The following is a 17968-nucleotide window of genomic DNA, read 5'->3' as shown; positions in this document are numbered from 1 at the left end:
CCAATGACCCTAAAAAATATTTTTACAAATCCTTCATGCTATTTTGTCAGCAGCATTTATAACGCTTAGCATTTGTATATAATAGCCCCTACTATTAGCAATATTGCGGCTTGCTTATATTCTTGGTGGTGTTGCGATGACGATAGTGAATTATTCAATTATATCTAAAACCTACGATAATGCTGAGAGAATTATGAAAACCCCTGCTAACGATAACGATCATATAACATCAACTGCCGCGTCACCTGCCGTTTGGTTAGCTGAAGGTCAGTCAAGCCAGCGTGATATGTTAGCCAGCCTGCAAACCCTAAAAAATCGCGCTGATACTCCGTTCAACATTATCGCTTCACACCGCCACAATAGACCTGAGATTTTTGAATTTGCTGACAGCGTTTACCGCGAGCCTTCTACTAGCACCGCAGATAACGATGAGCAAGTAGTGCTGGAATCTGTTGAGCCATTGATGCCGCGGTGGCAGTTTGTGTTAGAACAAGCGCAGAAAAACAACGTAAAAGTATTGCTCACTGGACGCAATGGTATTGATTACGAAGCCCAGCGTGAGGCATTTGACGCGGCTGGCATTCGTTTATTGACGGGTGCAACGAGTGTGGCAGCGTTAGAAGTAATAGATGATAAGTTTGCCTTTATGCAGCAGTGTCATGAGCATGATATTCCCGTTGCCGAGGCGTGGCGCTTTGATAACGTCGCAGAGCTTGAGGCGTTACTTGACATATATGGTGATCAGCCCTTATGTGTCAAACCGGTTACGGGTATCTTTGCACAAGGATTTTGGCGACTGGGCAAAGTTAAAGAGATGGGTCGAGAAGCAGGTACAGAAACAGACGAGCAATACGACAGCTTTGAGCATTTATACTTTACCGAAGAGAAAAAAATAAATACGGCGCAATTTATTAATGCCTATGCCAACAGTGTCATGGTGCAGGAACGCCCAATTCCAATGCTGCTAATGCCTTACTTGTCAGGGCAAGAGTACTCTATCGATGTCGTCTGTGAATATGGCGAAGTGCTGGCTGCTGTCACTCGTTATAAAACGGGGAAAATTCAGCATATCGGCTACGAGCAAGCGGTCATGGATGTCGTCATTCCACTCATAAAAGCCTTTGGCTGCGATGGCATCGTCAGTGTGCAAACCAAAGCCGATGATGACGGTCAGCACCGTGTGCTTGAGATTAACAGCCGCCCTTCTGGTGGCATCGACTACACCACCCATAGCGGTGTGGATTTAACCCAAGTTGGATTTGCTTATTGGCTAGGCTTAACCGATAAACCGATACTGGCTGATATCGCGCAACAAATAACCCCCTGCCAAATACGCTCTATTATGGTCGGTGTAAAGGTTGAAGAAGACATCACTGAATAAGTCAAAATAATCATATAAAAAGCTGACGGCAATGAATCGACAATAATAAATCAATCACAACCGAATATATTCAATAAGAGGCAAACGATGACAGCACAAACCACGTTAGTGTTAGGGGCAAATACGGTCATCGCGACAGCGAATTGTTCGGTCGCCTTTGCAACGACAGATCAGTCAAAGTTTGGCGAGCAGCTTGGGCTATTATGGCTACCTTTGGATGAGCATCGCAAAGCCGCTCGTAGTCCTGCTTATCTTCATGAACCGAAGGAATGGGCGCAGCTCAATAGCAAAGATGATCCAAATGCATGGCAATTGGATTTGCCTGCATTGTTTGATAAACAAGGTGCAAGCTTTTTACAACTGATTGCTTATGTTTATCATGAGCCAAGCCTAAACTTACCTGCCGTTGAATTGAGCAAGGTAAACTTAACCCTCAATGAGGGCGATATTCGTTATGAATTTACCGCAAGTGAGCGCCATGTCAAGGCGGCGATCATATTAGAGATATACCGACGCAATGGACAATTTAAATGCCGCGCCCTTGGTGAAAGCTCCACGCAAGGACTGGCAAGTCTTGAGCATCATGTACAAGTGAGCATTGATATGCGTCCGCCAGATACGCATGCCCTTATCCAAGATGCCCAGCGCGCACAGCAGCAAGGTTATCCTAACAGTGATGCGCGTCCGCCCAGACAAGTTCAATCTGGTGAAACTTGGACAGGGACAGCGTTTGCTATCGATCCCTATCATTTACTGACTTGTTATCATGTCATTGAATCGGCGGCGATGATTGGTGTGCGTCAGCAAGGGCAGCCTGATCGTGAAGCGCAAGTGGTGCTCAGCGATATCGGTAGTGATTCAGCCATTATTAGAGTAAGTGAGCCACTGCCAAGTTATTTACCCTTAGCACAGCGTTGTACTGATAATTTGGGTGAAACCATCACCACCTTGGGATTTCCGTTATCAGGATTGAGTAGCCAATTACAAGTAACCCAAGGCTGCATCTCAGGACTGACAGGGTTTGGCAATGATATTCGCTATCTGCAATTTACTGCGCCTATTCAGCCAGGCTCTAGTGGCAGCCCTTTATTACTGCCGACTGGCGAAGTTATCGGCATGGTAACGTCCAGCCTCGTCCATGAGCATGCACAAAATATGAACTATGCGGTGAAATTTCAGTTATTATCCGCCCTACTCGCGAGCGCTGGAATCAGTTTAGATAACTCATCTGACTCATCTGGCATGTCACGCACGACAGCTGCGCCGCTAACCACGCCGCAATTAAGCAAACAAAGTCGCGGTGCTTTGTGGTTGGTAGGTTGTCAGGGTTAATGATTCACTATAGTGTTGACAAACCTTAAATAAATACATCTAAACACTTGATTTATTTAGTAGTTGATTATTTCGATACGCGCTATCATAATAACCCGGCTTAGAAATAACAAGTGTTGAGCTACACCCTATTTTTAAGATTTTAACCTTGATAAAATCTAACCTAAATAATTAGAAAGTTATAGTTACCCAACTTTTAAAAGCATACACTGCTACTCAAATGAGTTTTTAGCAATTTCTATCTGAGTAGGTACAGCAAGCGCAGAGCATTAATTCTAGTAGCATGTGATAATACTTGCACCTTTTTTTATTTAAAAATATATATACAAAGCAAAAATTTTAGTACAAATGTAAGAAAAAATTCCAATAAAAATTAATAACTAAAGTAAGCAAATAGATATGATTTATATAATAATTTTAGTTGCTGTTTTTTTCATAATAGGTGCTTTGTCAAATGACGATGAAAGTGTTTCAGATAATACTGCCACTAGAAACTATTCCTACACTACGAAGCTAGAGGGCAAGTATCTACACTTAAGTATGGATACTATTCCTTATGGAACAGAAGTTGTTATTCTTGAACTTGCTTATCAGGGACAAAATGTAAAAAGTTATTATGATATTTTTAATGATGAAGAAGGTAACTTTATAACTGGTGCTCGCAATAACAATAATAATGGTCCTTACTCAATAAGTGTGCCTATCAATGCTTTAATTTTGACTAGAAATAAAGATATCACCTTAGATTTTAATATTACGCTTTTAAAGGATGGCGTTATTCTCGATAAACTCAAATCTCAAGAGGAAATTCGTATAAGCTCTAGCTCTTTTTTACTTATGGAATGGTTCATTCCTACAATAAAAATTTTGGCTTACTACTCCATAAAAAAAGGTGACTCCAATGATTCAAAATCTTGGTCCAAAGACAACATTAAAGTTATCAAAAATGTTTTTTCAAATCACATAGAAAACAATCCAGAAGAACGAGATTTTTTAAAAAATCAAATGAAAATCTTATCAGGTACTTCAATAGATTTGAGAGAATGTGTTAAGGATTTCAATAATAGAGCAAATACTACTAATGATAAGAATACTATTTTCTATGCATCAGCTCGAATAATAATCAATAACTTAGAGTCAGGAAAATGGTTGCATATAGAAAAAGGTCTAGCAGAGATTAAAAATCTGAGCAAATTAATGGGCATTAGCAATGAAATATTAGAGGATGTTTACTCTGGTTTTGAAACCCTTGAAAACCAAGACAAACCTACAGAAGCTTCTGATAATCTAAAAGCATTAAAGGTTCTTGGTTTGTTAGAAGGAGCTACTATCGACGAAATGCGTAGAGCTTATAGGTTAAAGATCAAAGACTTTCATCCTGACAAATACACTCACTTACCTGAATCTGTAAAACTGGTACTTCAAGAAAAAGCTCAAGAACTAAACCTTGCAAAAGAAACACTACGATTTTAGCACTCAATAACGTTGAAACCTTTATATGACTACAAACAGTATTTCCATGAAAAAAAGCTATGTCTGCACCATTACCCTACCACGCGGCAATCTTGATTTAACCTATCAAACCAATTCAGCCACTACGAAAAATGGGGCAGAACCAAGTAACGATTATCAATTAGAAGACTTGCTTGGCTTTGCACAACGCATTAACCCAAAACGTGCCTTTTTGTTTGTCTCAAAAGTATTAGGTCGTCATATTCCAGTGGCTCCTAGCACCATGCGTCATGCTTTTACTGACTTGGCGAATTTGGTTCCTAGCGATTTGCCTGAGCCGATTTTAGTCATCGGTATGGCAGAGACAGCCGTTGGCTTATCTGCGGGGGTACATCAAGCGCTACAAACGCGTTACCCCAAAGCCTTACTATTGAACTCTACGCGGCATGCGCAACATGATGACAATAAGGACAGTAGCAGCGACTCTTTATTAACCACTTTCAGCGAAGACCATAGTCATGCCAGCCAGCATCTCATTTATCAAAGTGCAGATACAGTGACCCAAGCGCAGCTGCTAGCCAGCAAAACCTTGATTATGGTGGATGATGAAGCATCGACAGGCAATACTTGCGTTAATGTCGTCACTGCCCTTCGTAACGCAGGACTTGACCAGTTAGAGCAAGTACATCTTACCACTTTGGTTGATTGGTCTTTAAACCAGAATCAGAATGCAGCCGATGTAAATGAGGCTGTATCTGACCAAATCGCAAAACGCCTGCCCAATATCCACTTTCAACGTCATCATCTACTGTCTGGGGCATGGACTTGGACAGATGCACCCAATCCCGAACCGATAACGATGCCGTCGGTTGATACAACTAAAGCAGGTAGTCAGTCTCTAGGTAATACTGGTAATTGGGGACGTTTCCCAACTCTAGATAGCACAGATGGGTTTGATCATTATCTTTTAAGGTTTCAAACTGCCTTTAACATTTTTAACAAGCAAGCTCAACCTGAGAAAGAGCCGTTTGATAAAGAACAGTTGCCACAGCGAATTTTAGTATTGGGCAGTAATGAGTTTGTCTGGTTACCGTTTTTATTGGCGGAATGGCTTGCACAACATACGCATGTAGAGAATAGTAAGCATACGGTTAATTTTAGTGCGTTAACCCGCTCACCGATTGCGCTTGGTGGCGCAATTACCTCGATGCTAAGTTTTAATGATAATTATGGGCTTGGGATGACCAACTTTGCTTATAACGTTACACCTAACGATTGGGATTTGATTGTCTTGTGTGTGGAAACGCCCGCTGATAGCGTTGATACTATGTGGAAAGGTTTAGAGAATGTATTGGTGGTGAGTCCGACGCTGTAAATTATTTTATAAGAACTGTCCTCTTACAACTATCCTCTAAATCCCGCTCTGCTTTTCACATTCAACCCTTACGGACACCTTTATGACCAGCCCATTCTTTCAAGCCAATCCTGATATCGTTAAGCCTTACGCGCTGATGGATTTGGACGATACGCTATTTCAAACTCAGCGTAAAATTGACGCATGGGACTTACCCACCACTGAAGCTGAAAACTTGATTTGCGCAACCGTTAACAAACAAGGCGAGCCATTAAGTTTTATGAGTCAGCGCCAAGCCACATTTTTTAACTGGCTACTTGCTAGCACTGATCTAATCGTAGTGACGGCACGCGACCGCAGTGAAATCCAGCGTGTTAAACTGCCTTTTGATAGCTGGCAAGTTTTGACTCATGGCGCGATTATTCTTGACAAAGACGGTATGTTACAAGCCCAGTGGCAACAGTATATGTATAATAAGCTTGCGCCATTGCAGGAAAAATTGCAGCAGCTGAGCCAGCTATTCGCGAATCACAGCAAAAATGAAAGTAGCCAGCTGGTCTTTACACCGCATATCGATAGCTTTAACAATGGCGCTGATAATAGAGAATTAACCATTTATCTGGCTATCAAACATGCGCAAAAAGACCATCAAGCATTAGTAGATCTCGCTGCAAAACTGCCAACGTTAATACGAGACTTTGAGCAGGATTTTTATGTGCACGTGAATGCGAATAATCTAGCGATATTGCCGCACGCAGTTCATAAGCGCCATGCGGTACAGTTCTTGTTAGCTAATCATTTAGACAGTCAACGACCAAGCTTTGGCTTTGGTGACAGTCTGGCTGATTTACCATTTTTACAGCTGCTTGACTGGTATGGTATGCCCAATCATGGTCAGTTACATGGACGACTTAGCTCTCAATCATTCTAAACACTTAACCCCTCCTAAATAAAAACAATAATCGCCGCCGTTTATAGAAGTAGAAATTATTTTATGACCCATCATATAACGAACCCTAATGTTCAAAAATTAGAAGCATATGGCTCAGGCAGCTATCTTGCCAGTGATGTGACCGTACTGCTCGATATAGTCGCTAAAAACGCGGTCGCCGATGTGCCAGTCAGTCAAAAAGAAGCACTTATTCAAAGTGGGCAACGTCATTATTCTGATATGTTGACCTTGGAGCAAGCGCCTACTGCTATGCATGAGCAGCTATACACGCAAGCATTAGAGCAAGGAGCTGAGAGGACTGCCACTGACATTACTAATTTGGCTTATACGCTACATCACATTTTTCAAAAATCTCGAAATGAACATACCGTTAGTAATGAGCGCCCGCTAGTCTTAGTCAGTTTGGTACGCGCAGGTTTGCCAGTTGGCGTTTTGTTGCAGCGTGCGTTAGCAGACGTTAATAGCAGCTCTGCTTTGCCGAGCGTGCATTATGGTATCAGCATCATTCGCGACCGCGGACTTGATCCAGTTGCGTTACAAATGATATTGAATGCTCATCCAGACAGTCCTATCGTATTTGTTGACGGTTGGACAGGCAAAGGCGCGATTTATCAAGAGCTTGCTCATAGTTTAGAAAAATTTAGCGATCCTAGCCATGCAAACTTTGCCAATATCTTTCATCAAGGCGCAAGTGTTATTCCCTTATTAACGCTGGCTGATCCAGCTGGCGTTGCTTGGCTTGCAGCTAGTATCGATGACTGGCTAATTCCGTCAGGATTATTAAATAGTACGGTATCAGGACTGATTTCGCGAAGTTTATATACCGAGCCAGCATTGGGGCTACACCGCAGCGTGTTTTATGATAACTTAATTGAGGTCGACCATAGCTTAGCTTTCATCGCTCATATCGATGCAGCGCGCCGTGCATTAGCCCCATCTTTGAAGTGCTTTCCGACGTTTCAGCAGCCGCGCTATCAGACAGCTGCTTTAATCGACAAGCTGGCAGCAGACTACGCTATCGCCAATCGTAACCGCATTAAGCCAACGATTGCAGAGGCAACACGGGCGATATTGCGCCGTGACCCTGAACGCATATTATTAGCCAGCGCTGATCATCCTGATACCATACTGCTAAGACATTTATGTGCCCAGCGAAATATCATTGTTAGTGTATTAGGTGATAAAATACATCCCTATCAAGCCATCACGCTTATCAAGCAACGTAGCGAAGACCATTAATCATTGCTACACTCGCGTTTTTTATAAACCAGACCCGTCTCAAACTCAAAGCAGCGAAAGAAAAAAGTACAAGTACTCCCTCTTGTCGGCTAAACGAATTTGACATTACCAAACGTATTTTTGGGTTTGCGGTCATTGCTGCTAAGCCATATTACTTGATGATACCTCTTAGATTTTATACCCATTCACTTATCACTATTGATGATGCCAATTATGTCAGATATGCAAAACAACGAGTCTACTCTTTATCAAAACACCCAGTCTTACGCTCACCTTATTACTGAGCGTCATGCGATGCTCAAACCACATGCGCATCACCCGTATCAGTTGGGGGCTAGCCTATACATGCCAGCAACTCGCCAAGATATTTGGCAAGTCATTAAGCGTGATAAATTACCAACGATTAATAGTATTATCATCTGCCTAGAAGATGCGGTTAGCCATAATGATGTTGAGCTGGCACTTGAGCGCTTGCAAACGTTGCTGCATACATGGGCGACGCATGTCGATAGCATCAATGACCCATCAAAACATGCCGACATTCAGATTGAGCAACCAACACGCCCGCTGGTATTTATACGTCCGCGTCATCCAGCGATGTTAGAGCAGCTCTCAGGTTTTGCCCATATCGATTTGATTGATGGCTTTGTCATGCCAAAAGTCGATATGTATAGTCTGTCTAATTGGCGTATGGCTTGTCAAAATCTGAGTACTGAGCAATTATTGATGCCGACGCTTGAGACCGCAGCGCTATTTAATCCACATCATAATCAGGAATTGGCCATTGGTTTTAAAGAAGCCTTTAGCCAGCCAGTTTTTGCCTTACGTATCGGCGGCAATGATTTGTTTGCAGCATTGCGTTTGCGCCGTCCCAAAAACAGCATCGTTTATGATACCCCTATCGGCACCCTTGCCTATCAGCTGCTCGGCTGCTTTGTGCCGCATGGCTTTTATTTGACAGCGCCTGTCTTTGAATATTTGGATCAGCCAACGCTATTTATGCAAGAGCTAACCCGCGATGTTAGCTTAGGATTGGTCGGCAAAACGGTCATTCATCCAAGCCAAATTGCGCTGGTGCAACAAGCCTATTGTGTACCATTGAGCATTTTAGATGAGGCGCAAGCAATCTTGCATAGCGAGGCAAAAGCGGTGTTTAAATATAATAATACTATGCTAGAGCCTGCTACCCATCGCGCGTGGGCAACAGAAATCGTCAATCGTGCCGAGGCATGTGGCACCCTTGATGACGGTAATAATGACTATACGGCGCGGTTATAAATAGAAATTTTAATATTACCGCTCTTTAATTAATGTTTTAAATGCACTCTCTTACATGCGCTCAATAAAAAAGCCGTTATCACATTCAAGATAGCGGCTTTTTTAGCACAAAGGTTCCATCACTCTATTACTATTAAAACGATGCCTTATTTAAGGCTATTTCAAGACCAACTCAAAATTAGACGCAGTCCGCTAAAAAGGTGTTAATCACTCGATTGACCTGCTCAGGCTCTTCTACGGTGGCGGTATGACCAGCGCCCTTGATCACTGCCAATTTAGACCCTGCAATCGCGAAATGTATACGTTCAGCCTTTGAATAAGGGGTTGCTGTGTCCTCATCACCGACCACAATTAATGTCGGCACCGTAATACTCCCTAGCTGATCGTAGGTGCCTGACCGCTCAATGACGCCCATCGTTGCCTTAATGACTCCACCTTTGCGATTGCCTTGTAGCATCGTTAACCACTGCTTACGATCAGACTTACGTAACTTATCTGTCAAAAAAGTATTGCCAAACATAATAGGCATGACCTTGTTACTCACGCGTTTGAGACCCAGCCAACGAATGGCTTTGACCAGCTTACGATACTGCGGCACGTTTTTGGGATCTTCAGGATCAGCAGAAGTCTCTAACAGGGTAAGCGACAGCAATAGCTCAGGGCGTTTGAGTGCGACACGCTGGGCGACAAATCCGCCCATCGACAACCCTAACAAATGGCACTTATGAATATCTAGTGCCTTTAATAATGCCAATGTATCCTCGGTTAAGGTTTCCATATCATAGCCAGACTTGGTTATTTCAGACTGCCCTTGTCCCCGAAAATCAAACGTAATACAGCGATAACCGGCTTTAAAATACTCAACTTGCTTGTCAAATAGGTGTGTATTCCACAGCAGACCGTGGGCAAATACCATGACGGGTTTTTGCTTATCGTTTGGCGCGCTGTCTTCATAATAAAGTTCAACATTATTGACATGAATAATTGGCATAACCACTTCCTTGTTGGTTTAATAAATAAAAAATCAGTCTTTTAAAACTTGCCTTCTAGGGCGTGTCTTCATCTTAAAAATGGTGAAAAAAATAAGATAAATTGCTGCCAAACAAGGAAAATAGCACAAATAATATCGAGATATTCATCAGCTATTTGACGATGTTTGGCAAAATTTAGCCATTTTCAACCCATTTAGAGAATACTCGATTGAATTGAGGACATGCCTTAGCATAATTCAACCTTTCTACAGATAGTAGCCTTATTTTTGAATGGTAGGTTTAATAATTTTAGCAATATGATAGCAGCAAAAAACACCATACCTGAATCATGTCTTAAGCGCGCACAGATCCTGCTTTTATAATAAGCTCAAACTGCTATAGTATTTGGCATTGCATTATTTGTCACATTTACTGCCAATAGCTAGTGTTACCAAAAACGTTTTATAGAAAACTCAATTAAGGATATCAACCATGTCACACCCTCTCGTCGAATATCAAGTAGAAAACCATATCGCAACCATCACGATGAACGATCCCAAAACACTGAATGCCTTTAGCACAGTGCTAAAAGATGCCATGATGAACGCACTGACGAATGCAGATGAAGATAAAGACGTCAGAGTCATCATCCTGCAAGGCGCAGGCAATAACTTTTCAAGTGGCGGGCATATCGGTGAGATGTTAGAAAACGGCATGGAAAGCGAGGCACTGTCGAATAAGCTAAATTTCATGGTTGGCGAAGTCGCTGAGATTAGCTTAAAGTTGCGTAATATTCATAAGCCTATTATCGCCAAATTAGAAGGCGCAGTGGCAGGTGCTGGCATGAACTTGGCACTGACTTGTGATTTTCGCATCGCCGCTGACAATGCCAAATTCGTGCAAGCCTTTGTCAATATCGGTCTAATACCAGATGCTGGCGGCATTTATTTACTGAATCAATTGATCGGTGTGGCAAGAACCACTGAGATGGTCATGCTTGGCGATAAACTCAAAGCGGAAGATATGGCACGCTTAAACTTGGTTAATGATGTGGTCAGTAGCGACGAGCTGGATGCTAGCGTATTGGCATTGGCAACGCGCCTGAGCAATCTGCCCGGAAAGGCATTGGCATCAATGAAGCATATGATTAATACGCACGCTTATATGGGTCTCAATGAAGCGCTCGATATGGAAGTGGATCAACAGACCATGCTTGCTAAAACGGATGATTTTAGAGAAGGTATTACCGCCTTTATGGAAAAACGTAAGCCAGTTTATCAAGGTAAATAATAACCTGATCACACTCTTTTTTGCGCTATCATCAAAAAGGCTGCCTAATGGCAGCCTTTTATTTTTGGGTCATACAGTATCAAGAAAATTCTGTATTAAGCATATCTTTAAGTAACACTTTTAACTCTTAAGAATCAGAGGCTGTCTTATAGTGATGCTGTAAGGTAAATATCTTGTCAAAACCCAAGGTAAAGATAAAGGTATAAACCAAGAAAAATAGCAGTAACGCCGCTTCCATCATAAAAGCTTTGATTAAGCCAACGTCATACCAAATCATATAAAGTGGTAAGCAAATCAATACCAATCCGCCTTCAAACCCTAATGCATGCGCACTGCGAATGAGTAAGGTGCGTTTTGCCACATGCTTACGACGTTCCCACGCTTCAAAAGCTGTATTGTATAAGAAGTTCCAAATCACTGCTGCCAATGACACCATCACAGCAACTGGTAAGGATTCTGCCGCGTCGCTACCGCTAAGTTTCATCAATACAAAAGTAGAAGAAATAATAGCGATAATCTCGAAGATAGTCACATAGACGATACGACGTTTGAGTGGGGATAAAGTAATCAACCAAGACTCCAGAGCACTTGAGCGTAAACAAAAAGTGCCTATCAAAGTATCGGTCCGTCCCGAGATAGAAAAGATAGATTCAGTACAGAGCCACGGTTTCCGCCTGCCCTTGTATTATACATAAGATAGTTGAAGAAGCCAGTTGACGCTTACATCAAAATTTGATGCAATGAAATACCAAATATAATAGCAATCGATAATTCAAGGAAGGCATTAGCGCCTTTATGGAGAAGCGTAAGCCAGTTTATTTGGGTAATTAACCAAGATCTTATCGCTCGTTTTATCGCTCACTTTTATGAGCGATAAAATTTATAGCAACAGAATAAAACTTAATTACTGCGCTATTCATAAAATAGTTAGAATTTTTATCTAATATTTATGAAAAAATTTTATATGGATAGGGAAAACTATTCTTCATCTGTATCTTTTAAAAAAAATTCTTTTGCTGCTTCATACCAAATTTTCAATATTTGAAACACAAGAATAGTAATAATTAAAACGAGAAAAGTATGTACTATAATAGATATGTCAAATCCGAAATAATTTTCAAATGTGTCTTCAAAGAAGATTCGAGTTATCATAAGAATCAAAAAAGGAATAAATGTTAGCATTAAAGTGATATTAAACAGTGGCTGTGGTTCTTTATAAACCTCAATTTTACTTATACCTTCTATTCTTGCAGAGACCTCAAAATTTTCTTTATAGTCGCTCAAAAGTATTTTTATAGTAAAGTTATCTTTGGGGTTGAGAAGCAAGGGTTCAATCTCAATGCTATCTACCATTTTAATGACATTAACATCTAAATTATCTGGATACTGTCTCAAGATTTCACATGTTAGTATGTTTAAATTATTACCTAAATTAATATCAATTCGTTTGGCGAAATCCCCTATTGATATAGACTGATTACCGTTATTTATAATTCTAATAAGTAGCAGATGCACATTTTCTACAAGTTTATTTTCATAATATATTTTAATTTTATTTTGAACCTCGCTTTTCACTCCGACTAACTGTGTATTTGAAACAATTTCATAAGCTAATCTTTTTTTACTTTTTTGCAGGAAATAGATAATGAGTGGTACAGTAATAGCTGCTATCACTGCTAAACAACCTAATAATATTTCTATTGAAAAACTCATTCTTCTTCCTACATTAGTTTGATTTGTTGATTATACATATATCTAAGTTGAATAGATGCTAACAAATGACACATGCGATAATATATGACGTATATGTCAACTAATTTCTTCACCATAAAACAAAATAAACCCCGCATCATCACGATACGGGGTTTATTTTTATCTTACTAATTAGCTTTAAAGCAAATATTAGGTCAACTGAGCAACGTTAATTTTGTCGGCTTCTTCAGTATAAGAATCCATACGATCGAAGTTCATGTACTGATACACTTCCTCGCCCATGCTATCAAGCATACCAGCGTACTGCTGATATTCTTCGTTGGTTGGCAATTTACCAAGTACCGCTGCTACGGCTGCAAGCTCTGCAGAAGCTAGGTATACGTTAGCGCCTTGACCGAGACGGTTCGGGAAGTTACGAGTTGACGTCGATACCGCCGTAGATTTCGGTGCGATACGTGCTTGGTTACCCATACATAGTGAACAACCTGGCATCTCAGTACGAGCGCCGGCTTGAGCGTAGATGTTGTAGTAACCTTCTTCCATCAACTGACGCGCATCCATCTTAGTCGGCGGCGCAATCCATAGACGAGTTTTCAAACTACCTGCTGGTACGTCTTGTAGCAGTTTACCCGCAGCGCGGAAATGACCGATGTTGGTCATACATGAACCAATGAATACTTCATCAATGGTATCGCCAGCGACATCAGCCAATGTTTTTGCATCGTCTGGATCGTTCGGGCAGCAAAGGATAGGCTCTTTAATCGTGCTCATATCGATAGTCATGTCGATGGCGTATTCAGCATCAGCATCAGCGCGTAATAGGCTTGGGTTCGCTAGCCATTCTTGCATCTGCTCGATACGACGGCTGATAGTACGCGCATCGCCATAGCCTTCTGAGATCATCCATTTTAGAAGGGTAATGTTTGAGTTTAAGTACTCAGTCACTGACGCTTCAGACAAGGTGATGGTACAACCAGCAGCACTACGCTCAGCTGAGGCATCAGATAGCTCAAATGCTTGCTCAGCGGTCAAGTCTTCTAGACCTTCGATCTCAAGGATACGACCATTAAACTCGTTGATTTTGCCTTTCTTATCAACGGTCAATAGACCTTCTTTAATCGCTTGATAAGGAATCGCATGTACTAGGTCACGCAACGTGATACCAGCCTGACGTTCGCCAACGAAGCGTACACGGACAGATTCAGGCATATCTAGAGGCATAACACCAGTCGCTGCGGCAAATGCTACCAGACCAGAACCAGCTGGGAACGAGATACCCATTGGGAAACGCGTATGCGAGTCACCACCAGTACCAACGGTATCTGGCAATAGCATACGGTTCAACCAGCTATGAATGATACCATCACCTGGACGTAAGCTTACGCCGCCACGGTTCATGATAAAGTCAGGTAGTGTGTGCTGAGTCTCAACGTCAACTGGTTTTGGATAAGCGGCAGTGTGACAGAATGACTGCATTACTAAGTCTGCTTGGAAACCTAGGCAAGCCAAATCTTTTAGCTCATCACGAGTCATCGGACCAGTCGTATCCTGCGATCCTACAGTCGTCATTTTAGGCTCACAGTACATACCAGGACGTACGCCCTCTAGACCACAAGCTTTACCGACCATTTTTTGCGCTAGGGTAAAACCTTTACCCGTATCAACTGGCTCTTCTGGCTTAGCAAAGATATCTGAATGTCCAAGACCCATGTATGCGCGAGCACGATTGGTCAAACCACGACCAACGATCAATGGAATACGACCGCCAGCACGAACTTCATCAAGCAATGTTGGTGAGTTCAATTTGAACGTAGACAACACTTCATCTGAATCATGTTTAGTGATTTTGCCTTCATAAGGATAGATGTCAAATACATCACCCATGTTTAGGTTATCAACGGCTACTTTTTCGATTGGCAATGCGCCAGAATCTTCCATCGTGTTAAAGAAGATAGGAGCAATATTGTTACCAAGTACTAAACCGCCGCCACGTTTGTTTGGCACGTTAGGGATATCATCGCCCATGAGCCACAATACTGAGTTGGTCGCAGATTTACGGCTAGAGCCTGTACCTACCACGTCACCAACATAAGCGAGTGGATGACCTTTTTCTTTTAACGCTTCGATTTGCTTCATTGGACCGACAACGCCCTCTTCGTCAGCAGTGATGCCATCGCGAGAGTTTTTGTGCATAGCCAATGAATGCAATGGGATATCAGGACGGCTCCATGCATCTTGCGCAGGCGACAAGTCATCGGTATTGGTTTCGCCAGTCACTTTAAATGTCGTGTAAGTCGTCTTTTCTGGTACAGCATCACGGTTCAAGAACCATTCAGCGTCAGCCCAAGATTGAACCACTTCTTTAGCGATAGCATTGCCCGCTTCTGCTTTTTCAGTCACGTCATTGAACGCGTCAAACACCAGTAACGTCTTTTTCAACGCTTCAGCAGCATCTTGTGCCACTTCCGCGTCATCCAGTGCAGCAACTAATGGTTGAACGTTGTAGCCACCTTGCATCGTGCCTAGGATTTGAACGGCTTTTTGCTTGCTAATAAGTGGTGAAGAGGTTTCACCCTTAAGGATCGCTGCTAAAAACGCCGCTTTAACGTAAGCCGCTTGGTCAACGCCAGCAGGAATACGGTTTTCTAGCAGGTTCATCAAGAACGCATCTTCGCCTGCTGGTGGGGTTTTTAATAGTTCAACCAACTCTGCTACTTGTTTTTCATTCAGTGGTAGCGGAACCGTTCCTAGCTCAGCACGTTCTTCGACATGTTTACGATAAGCTTCTAACACAATAGTCGTCCTCGTCAGTTGGGAGTATTAGTACATTACGTGGGTAGTCAGCATGACCGCCTGCGTCTATATACTAGATGGAATAATTATTGGTGCAATCATAGCTTAAAACGCCCTAAATGTTAATGGCTCAGCCTTTAAAAGGCTCATAAAGCGGTTATAAAGGGCTCATATTGAACATTTATTATATAAATAGTACCATCAACAATATGATTGAGCAGCCTTTCACAATTGATATACAGCTTGTCATTTTAGTCAAGCACCGCTCGATTTATGATTAAATAAATACGCTGTGCCTGCTAGACGCTTTGTAGGATATTATTTGATAAAATATCATCTTGATACGATAGCTTAGAGAAAATATCACTTAGAAAAATAGCGCTTGAAAAAACAGCTTTTATTAACCATATACTAAATGAGTAAATATTAGGGATGACGACATGGACGATAGCAATATGGAAAATCACGACATAGAAAATAGCGATATAAAGAATAACCCTAACTATCAAAACGGTCTCAAAGTTCGTACTGACGTCATGGGCGCAGCACATGTTAAACGCTCGCTTGACGGGGCAACTGGATTTACTCAGCCGTTACAAGACTGGATTATTGAACACGCTTGGGGCAGCACATGGCAAGATGACTCAGTATTACCACGCAAATACCGCTCATTAATCACTATTGCTTTTTTAATTGCGCAAAAAAGTCCCACTGAGCTAAAAGGGCACATTCGAGGTGCAATCAATAACGGCGCAACTGTCGCTGAGATTCGAGAAGTATTAATGCACAGTTTGCCTTATTGCGGGGCACCTGCCACTCAAGAAGCGTTTCGTGCTGCCATAGATGTACTGAATGAGTTGGATATTGATATAGATATTTAAAACTATGGTTGCGAGACAAACCATAGTAGCCTTAATGATCCACCTCAAAATGATCAGTTAAACATTATTCATTAAAAATTAGCCCCTAAGTTTCTGCTATAATGTCCTCACTCACAACACATTCTAATAATTCCATAAACCCTTATACTATAAAGGGTTAAGAGATACTTTATTATGACAACTGCCGTACAAACACATGTGCCTGCTGCTAAGGTCAAACCTAAAAAAGCCATTCAAGGCGAAAAACTACGTGGCTACGATAAAGTTGCCCGTATCCCAATTAAAGTGATTCCGACCATCGAGGCCAAGAAAAAGCCAGATTGGATTCGGGTTAAAATGTCCTCGCCTGCTGAAGTGGCTCGTATCAAAGCCACCTTGCGTGAGCAAAAGCTCTATACCGTTTGTGAGGAAGCGGCCTGCCCTAACCTGCCGCAGTGCTTCGCTGATGGCACCGCGACCTTTATGATTATGGGCGATATCTGTACCCGTCGCTGTCCGTTCTGTGACGTCGGTCATGGTCGTCCTAATGAGCTAGATGCAGATGAGCCGCGCCACACTGCCGAGACTATTTTAGGTTTGCAGCTTAAGTATGCGGTAATCACCTCTGTGGATCGTGACGATCTAAAAGATGGCGGCGCGGCGCATTTCGTAGAAGTTCTCAATGAATCTCGCGCACTTAGCCCGAATTGCCTCATTGAAATATTGGTACCAGATTTCCGTGGTCGTATGGAAGTAGCATTAGACTTGTTAACTGAAACACCGCCAGATGTTTTTAACCATAACATCGAAACCGTGCCTCGTTTATATAAAGCCTTCCGCCCAGGTTCTGACTATCAGCATTCGTTAGATTTGCTCAAACTCTATAAAGAGCGTCGCCCTGATATCGCGACCAAGTGCGGTTTTATGGTTGGCCTTGGTGAAACTGAAGAAGAAATTTATGCATTGCTTGATGACCTAAAAGCACATAACGTGGATATGATTACGGTTGGTCAGTATCTGCAACCCAGTAAAAACCACGCGCCTGTCGATCGTTACGTCCATCCAGACGAGTTCCAGCGTTATATGGATTATGGTAAAAAAATTGGCTTCTTTAACATTTGGGCAGGCCCAATGGTACGCTCAAGCTACTTTGCCGATCGTCAATATTACGGTGAAGACTGCCCTGCACCGATTCGTAGCAAAAAAGCCTTGGTAGCAGAAGGCAAACTTGGCTGCTAAGTGTCGGGGTTTAATGAGCTAATACTTAAAAATTAAGTTGAGCATGTAAAAAGGGTGAAGAACATTTTATGTTATTCACCCTTTTTTTAGCTTTAATAGATTTTTAAAACCTTC

14 protein-coding genes are annotated in these 17968 nt (G+C 42.0%); 10 read left to right on the top strand and 4 right to left on the bottom strand.

Translation table 11 applies throughout. The annotated features are described in order from the left end of the window. Nucleotides 1-193: 193 nt before the first annotated feature. The 7 genes from JMY05_RS02580 to JMY05_RS02550 all read left to right on the top strand — a co-directional run bounded on the left by JMY05_RS02580 (nt 194) and on the right by JMY05_RS02550 (nt 8988). The gene (locus JMY05_RS02580; RefSeq protein ID WP_201614108.1) at nt 194-1381 is read left to right on the top strand and encodes an ATP-grasp domain-containing protein; all 1188 of its coding nucleotides are present in this window, start codon (nt 194-196) and stop codon (nt 1379-1381) included. Between the two features lie 87 nt (nt 1382-1468). Beyond that, nucleotides 1469-2713 carry a trypsin-like peptidase domain-containing protein gene (locus JMY05_RS02575; protein ID WP_045445360.1) on the top strand — a complete coding sequence of 415 codons (1245 nt, stop codon included), beginning with the start codon at nt 1469-1471 and terminating at the stop codon, nt 2711-2713. Between the two features lie 399 nt (nt 2714-3112). Beyond that, a complete protein-coding gene (locus tag JMY05_RS02570; RefSeq protein ID WP_045445357.1) occupies nt 3113-4186 on the top strand; it encodes a J domain-containing protein in 1074 nt (357 codons plus the stop codon). 46 nt (nt 4187-4232) lie between these two features. Continuing rightward, nucleotides 4233-5540: a phosphoribosyltransferase domain-containing protein gene (locus tag JMY05_RS02565; protein ID WP_201614107.1), complete on the top strand. Its 1308-nt coding sequence runs from the start codon at nt 4233-4235 to the stop codon at nt 5538-5540. 82 nt (nt 5541-5622) lie between these two features. Continuing rightward, nucleotides 5623-6450, top strand: a complete 828-nt coding sequence (locus tag JMY05_RS02560) for an HAD hydrolase family protein (protein ID WP_045445351.1) — start codon at nt 5623-5625, stop codon at nt 6448-6450. A gap of 63 nt (nt 6451-6513) precedes the next feature. Further along, nucleotides 6514-7710: a cysteine protease StiP domain-containing protein gene (locus tag JMY05_RS02555; protein WP_201614106.1), complete on the top strand. Its 1197-nt coding sequence runs from the start codon at nt 6514-6516 to the stop codon at nt 7708-7710. A 213-nt stretch (nt 7711-7923) separates the two neighbouring features. Beyond that, on the top strand, nt 7924-8988 hold the full coding sequence (locus tag JMY05_RS02550) for an HpcH/HpaI aldolase/citrate lyase family protein (RefSeq protein ID WP_083475641.1): 1065 nt from the start codon (nt 7924-7926) through the stop codon (nt 8986-8988). 178 nt (nt 8989-9166) lie between these two features. Here JMY05_RS02550 and JMY05_RS02545 read toward each other — a convergent pair whose 3' ends face one another. Further along, on the bottom strand, nt 9167-9979 hold the full coding sequence (locus JMY05_RS02545) for an alpha/beta fold hydrolase (protein ID WP_045445348.1): 813 nt from the start codon (nt 9977-9979) through the stop codon (nt 9167-9169). A gap of 472 nt (nt 9980-10451) precedes the next feature. Between JMY05_RS02545 and JMY05_RS02540 the strand changes: the two genes are divergently transcribed. After that, on the top strand, nt 10452-11249 hold the full coding sequence (locus tag JMY05_RS02540) for an enoyl-CoA hydratase/isomerase family protein (RefSeq protein ID WP_045445345.1): 798 nt from the start codon (nt 10452-10454) through the stop codon (nt 11247-11249). Nucleotides 11250-11376: 127 nt separating this feature from the next. Here JMY05_RS02540 and JMY05_RS02535 read toward each other — a convergent pair whose 3' ends face one another. From JMY05_RS02535 to acnB, 3 genes are all read right to left on the bottom strand, one after another. Continuing rightward, a complete protein-coding gene (locus JMY05_RS02535; protein WP_201614105.1) occupies nt 11377-11820 on the bottom strand; it encodes a PACE efflux transporter in 444 nt (147 codons plus the stop codon). 407 nt (nt 11821-12227) lie between these two features. After that, complete coding sequence (locus JMY05_RS02530) at nt 12228-12962, bottom strand: hypothetical protein (RefSeq protein WP_045445342.1); 735 nt, start codon at nt 12960-12962, stop codon at nt 12228-12230. A gap of 189 nt (nt 12963-13151) precedes the next feature. After that, nucleotides 13152-15755, bottom strand: a complete 2604-nt coding sequence (acnB, locus tag JMY05_RS02525; protein WP_045445339.1) for a bifunctional aconitate hydratase 2/2-methylisocitrate dehydratase — start codon at nt 15753-15755, stop codon at nt 13152-13154. Between the two features lie 455 nt (nt 15756-16210). Here acnB and JMY05_RS02520 point away from each other — a divergent pair, with 455 nt between their 5' ends. Together JMY05_RS02520 and lipA are read left to right on the top strand one after the other, a co-directional pair. Beyond that, a complete protein-coding gene (locus JMY05_RS02520; protein WP_201615319.1) occupies nt 16211-16636 on the top strand; it encodes a carboxymuconolactone decarboxylase family protein in 426 nt (141 codons plus the stop codon). A gap of 174 nt (nt 16637-16810) precedes the next feature. Continuing rightward, entirely contained in the window at nt 16811-17854 is a 1044-nt protein-coding gene (gene lipA / locus JMY05_RS02515; protein ID WP_201614104.1) for a lipoyl synthase, read from the top strand. Nucleotides 17855-17968: the final 114 nt, after the last annotated feature.

Source organism: Psychrobacter sp. JCM 18902 (assembly GCF_904846615.1).
Lineage (GTDB): Bacteria > Pseudomonadota > Gammaproteobacteria > Pseudomonadales > Moraxellaceae > Psychrobacter.
Note: the sequence above shows the minus strand (reverse complement) of the source record. Positions and strands in the feature narration are given on the sequence as shown.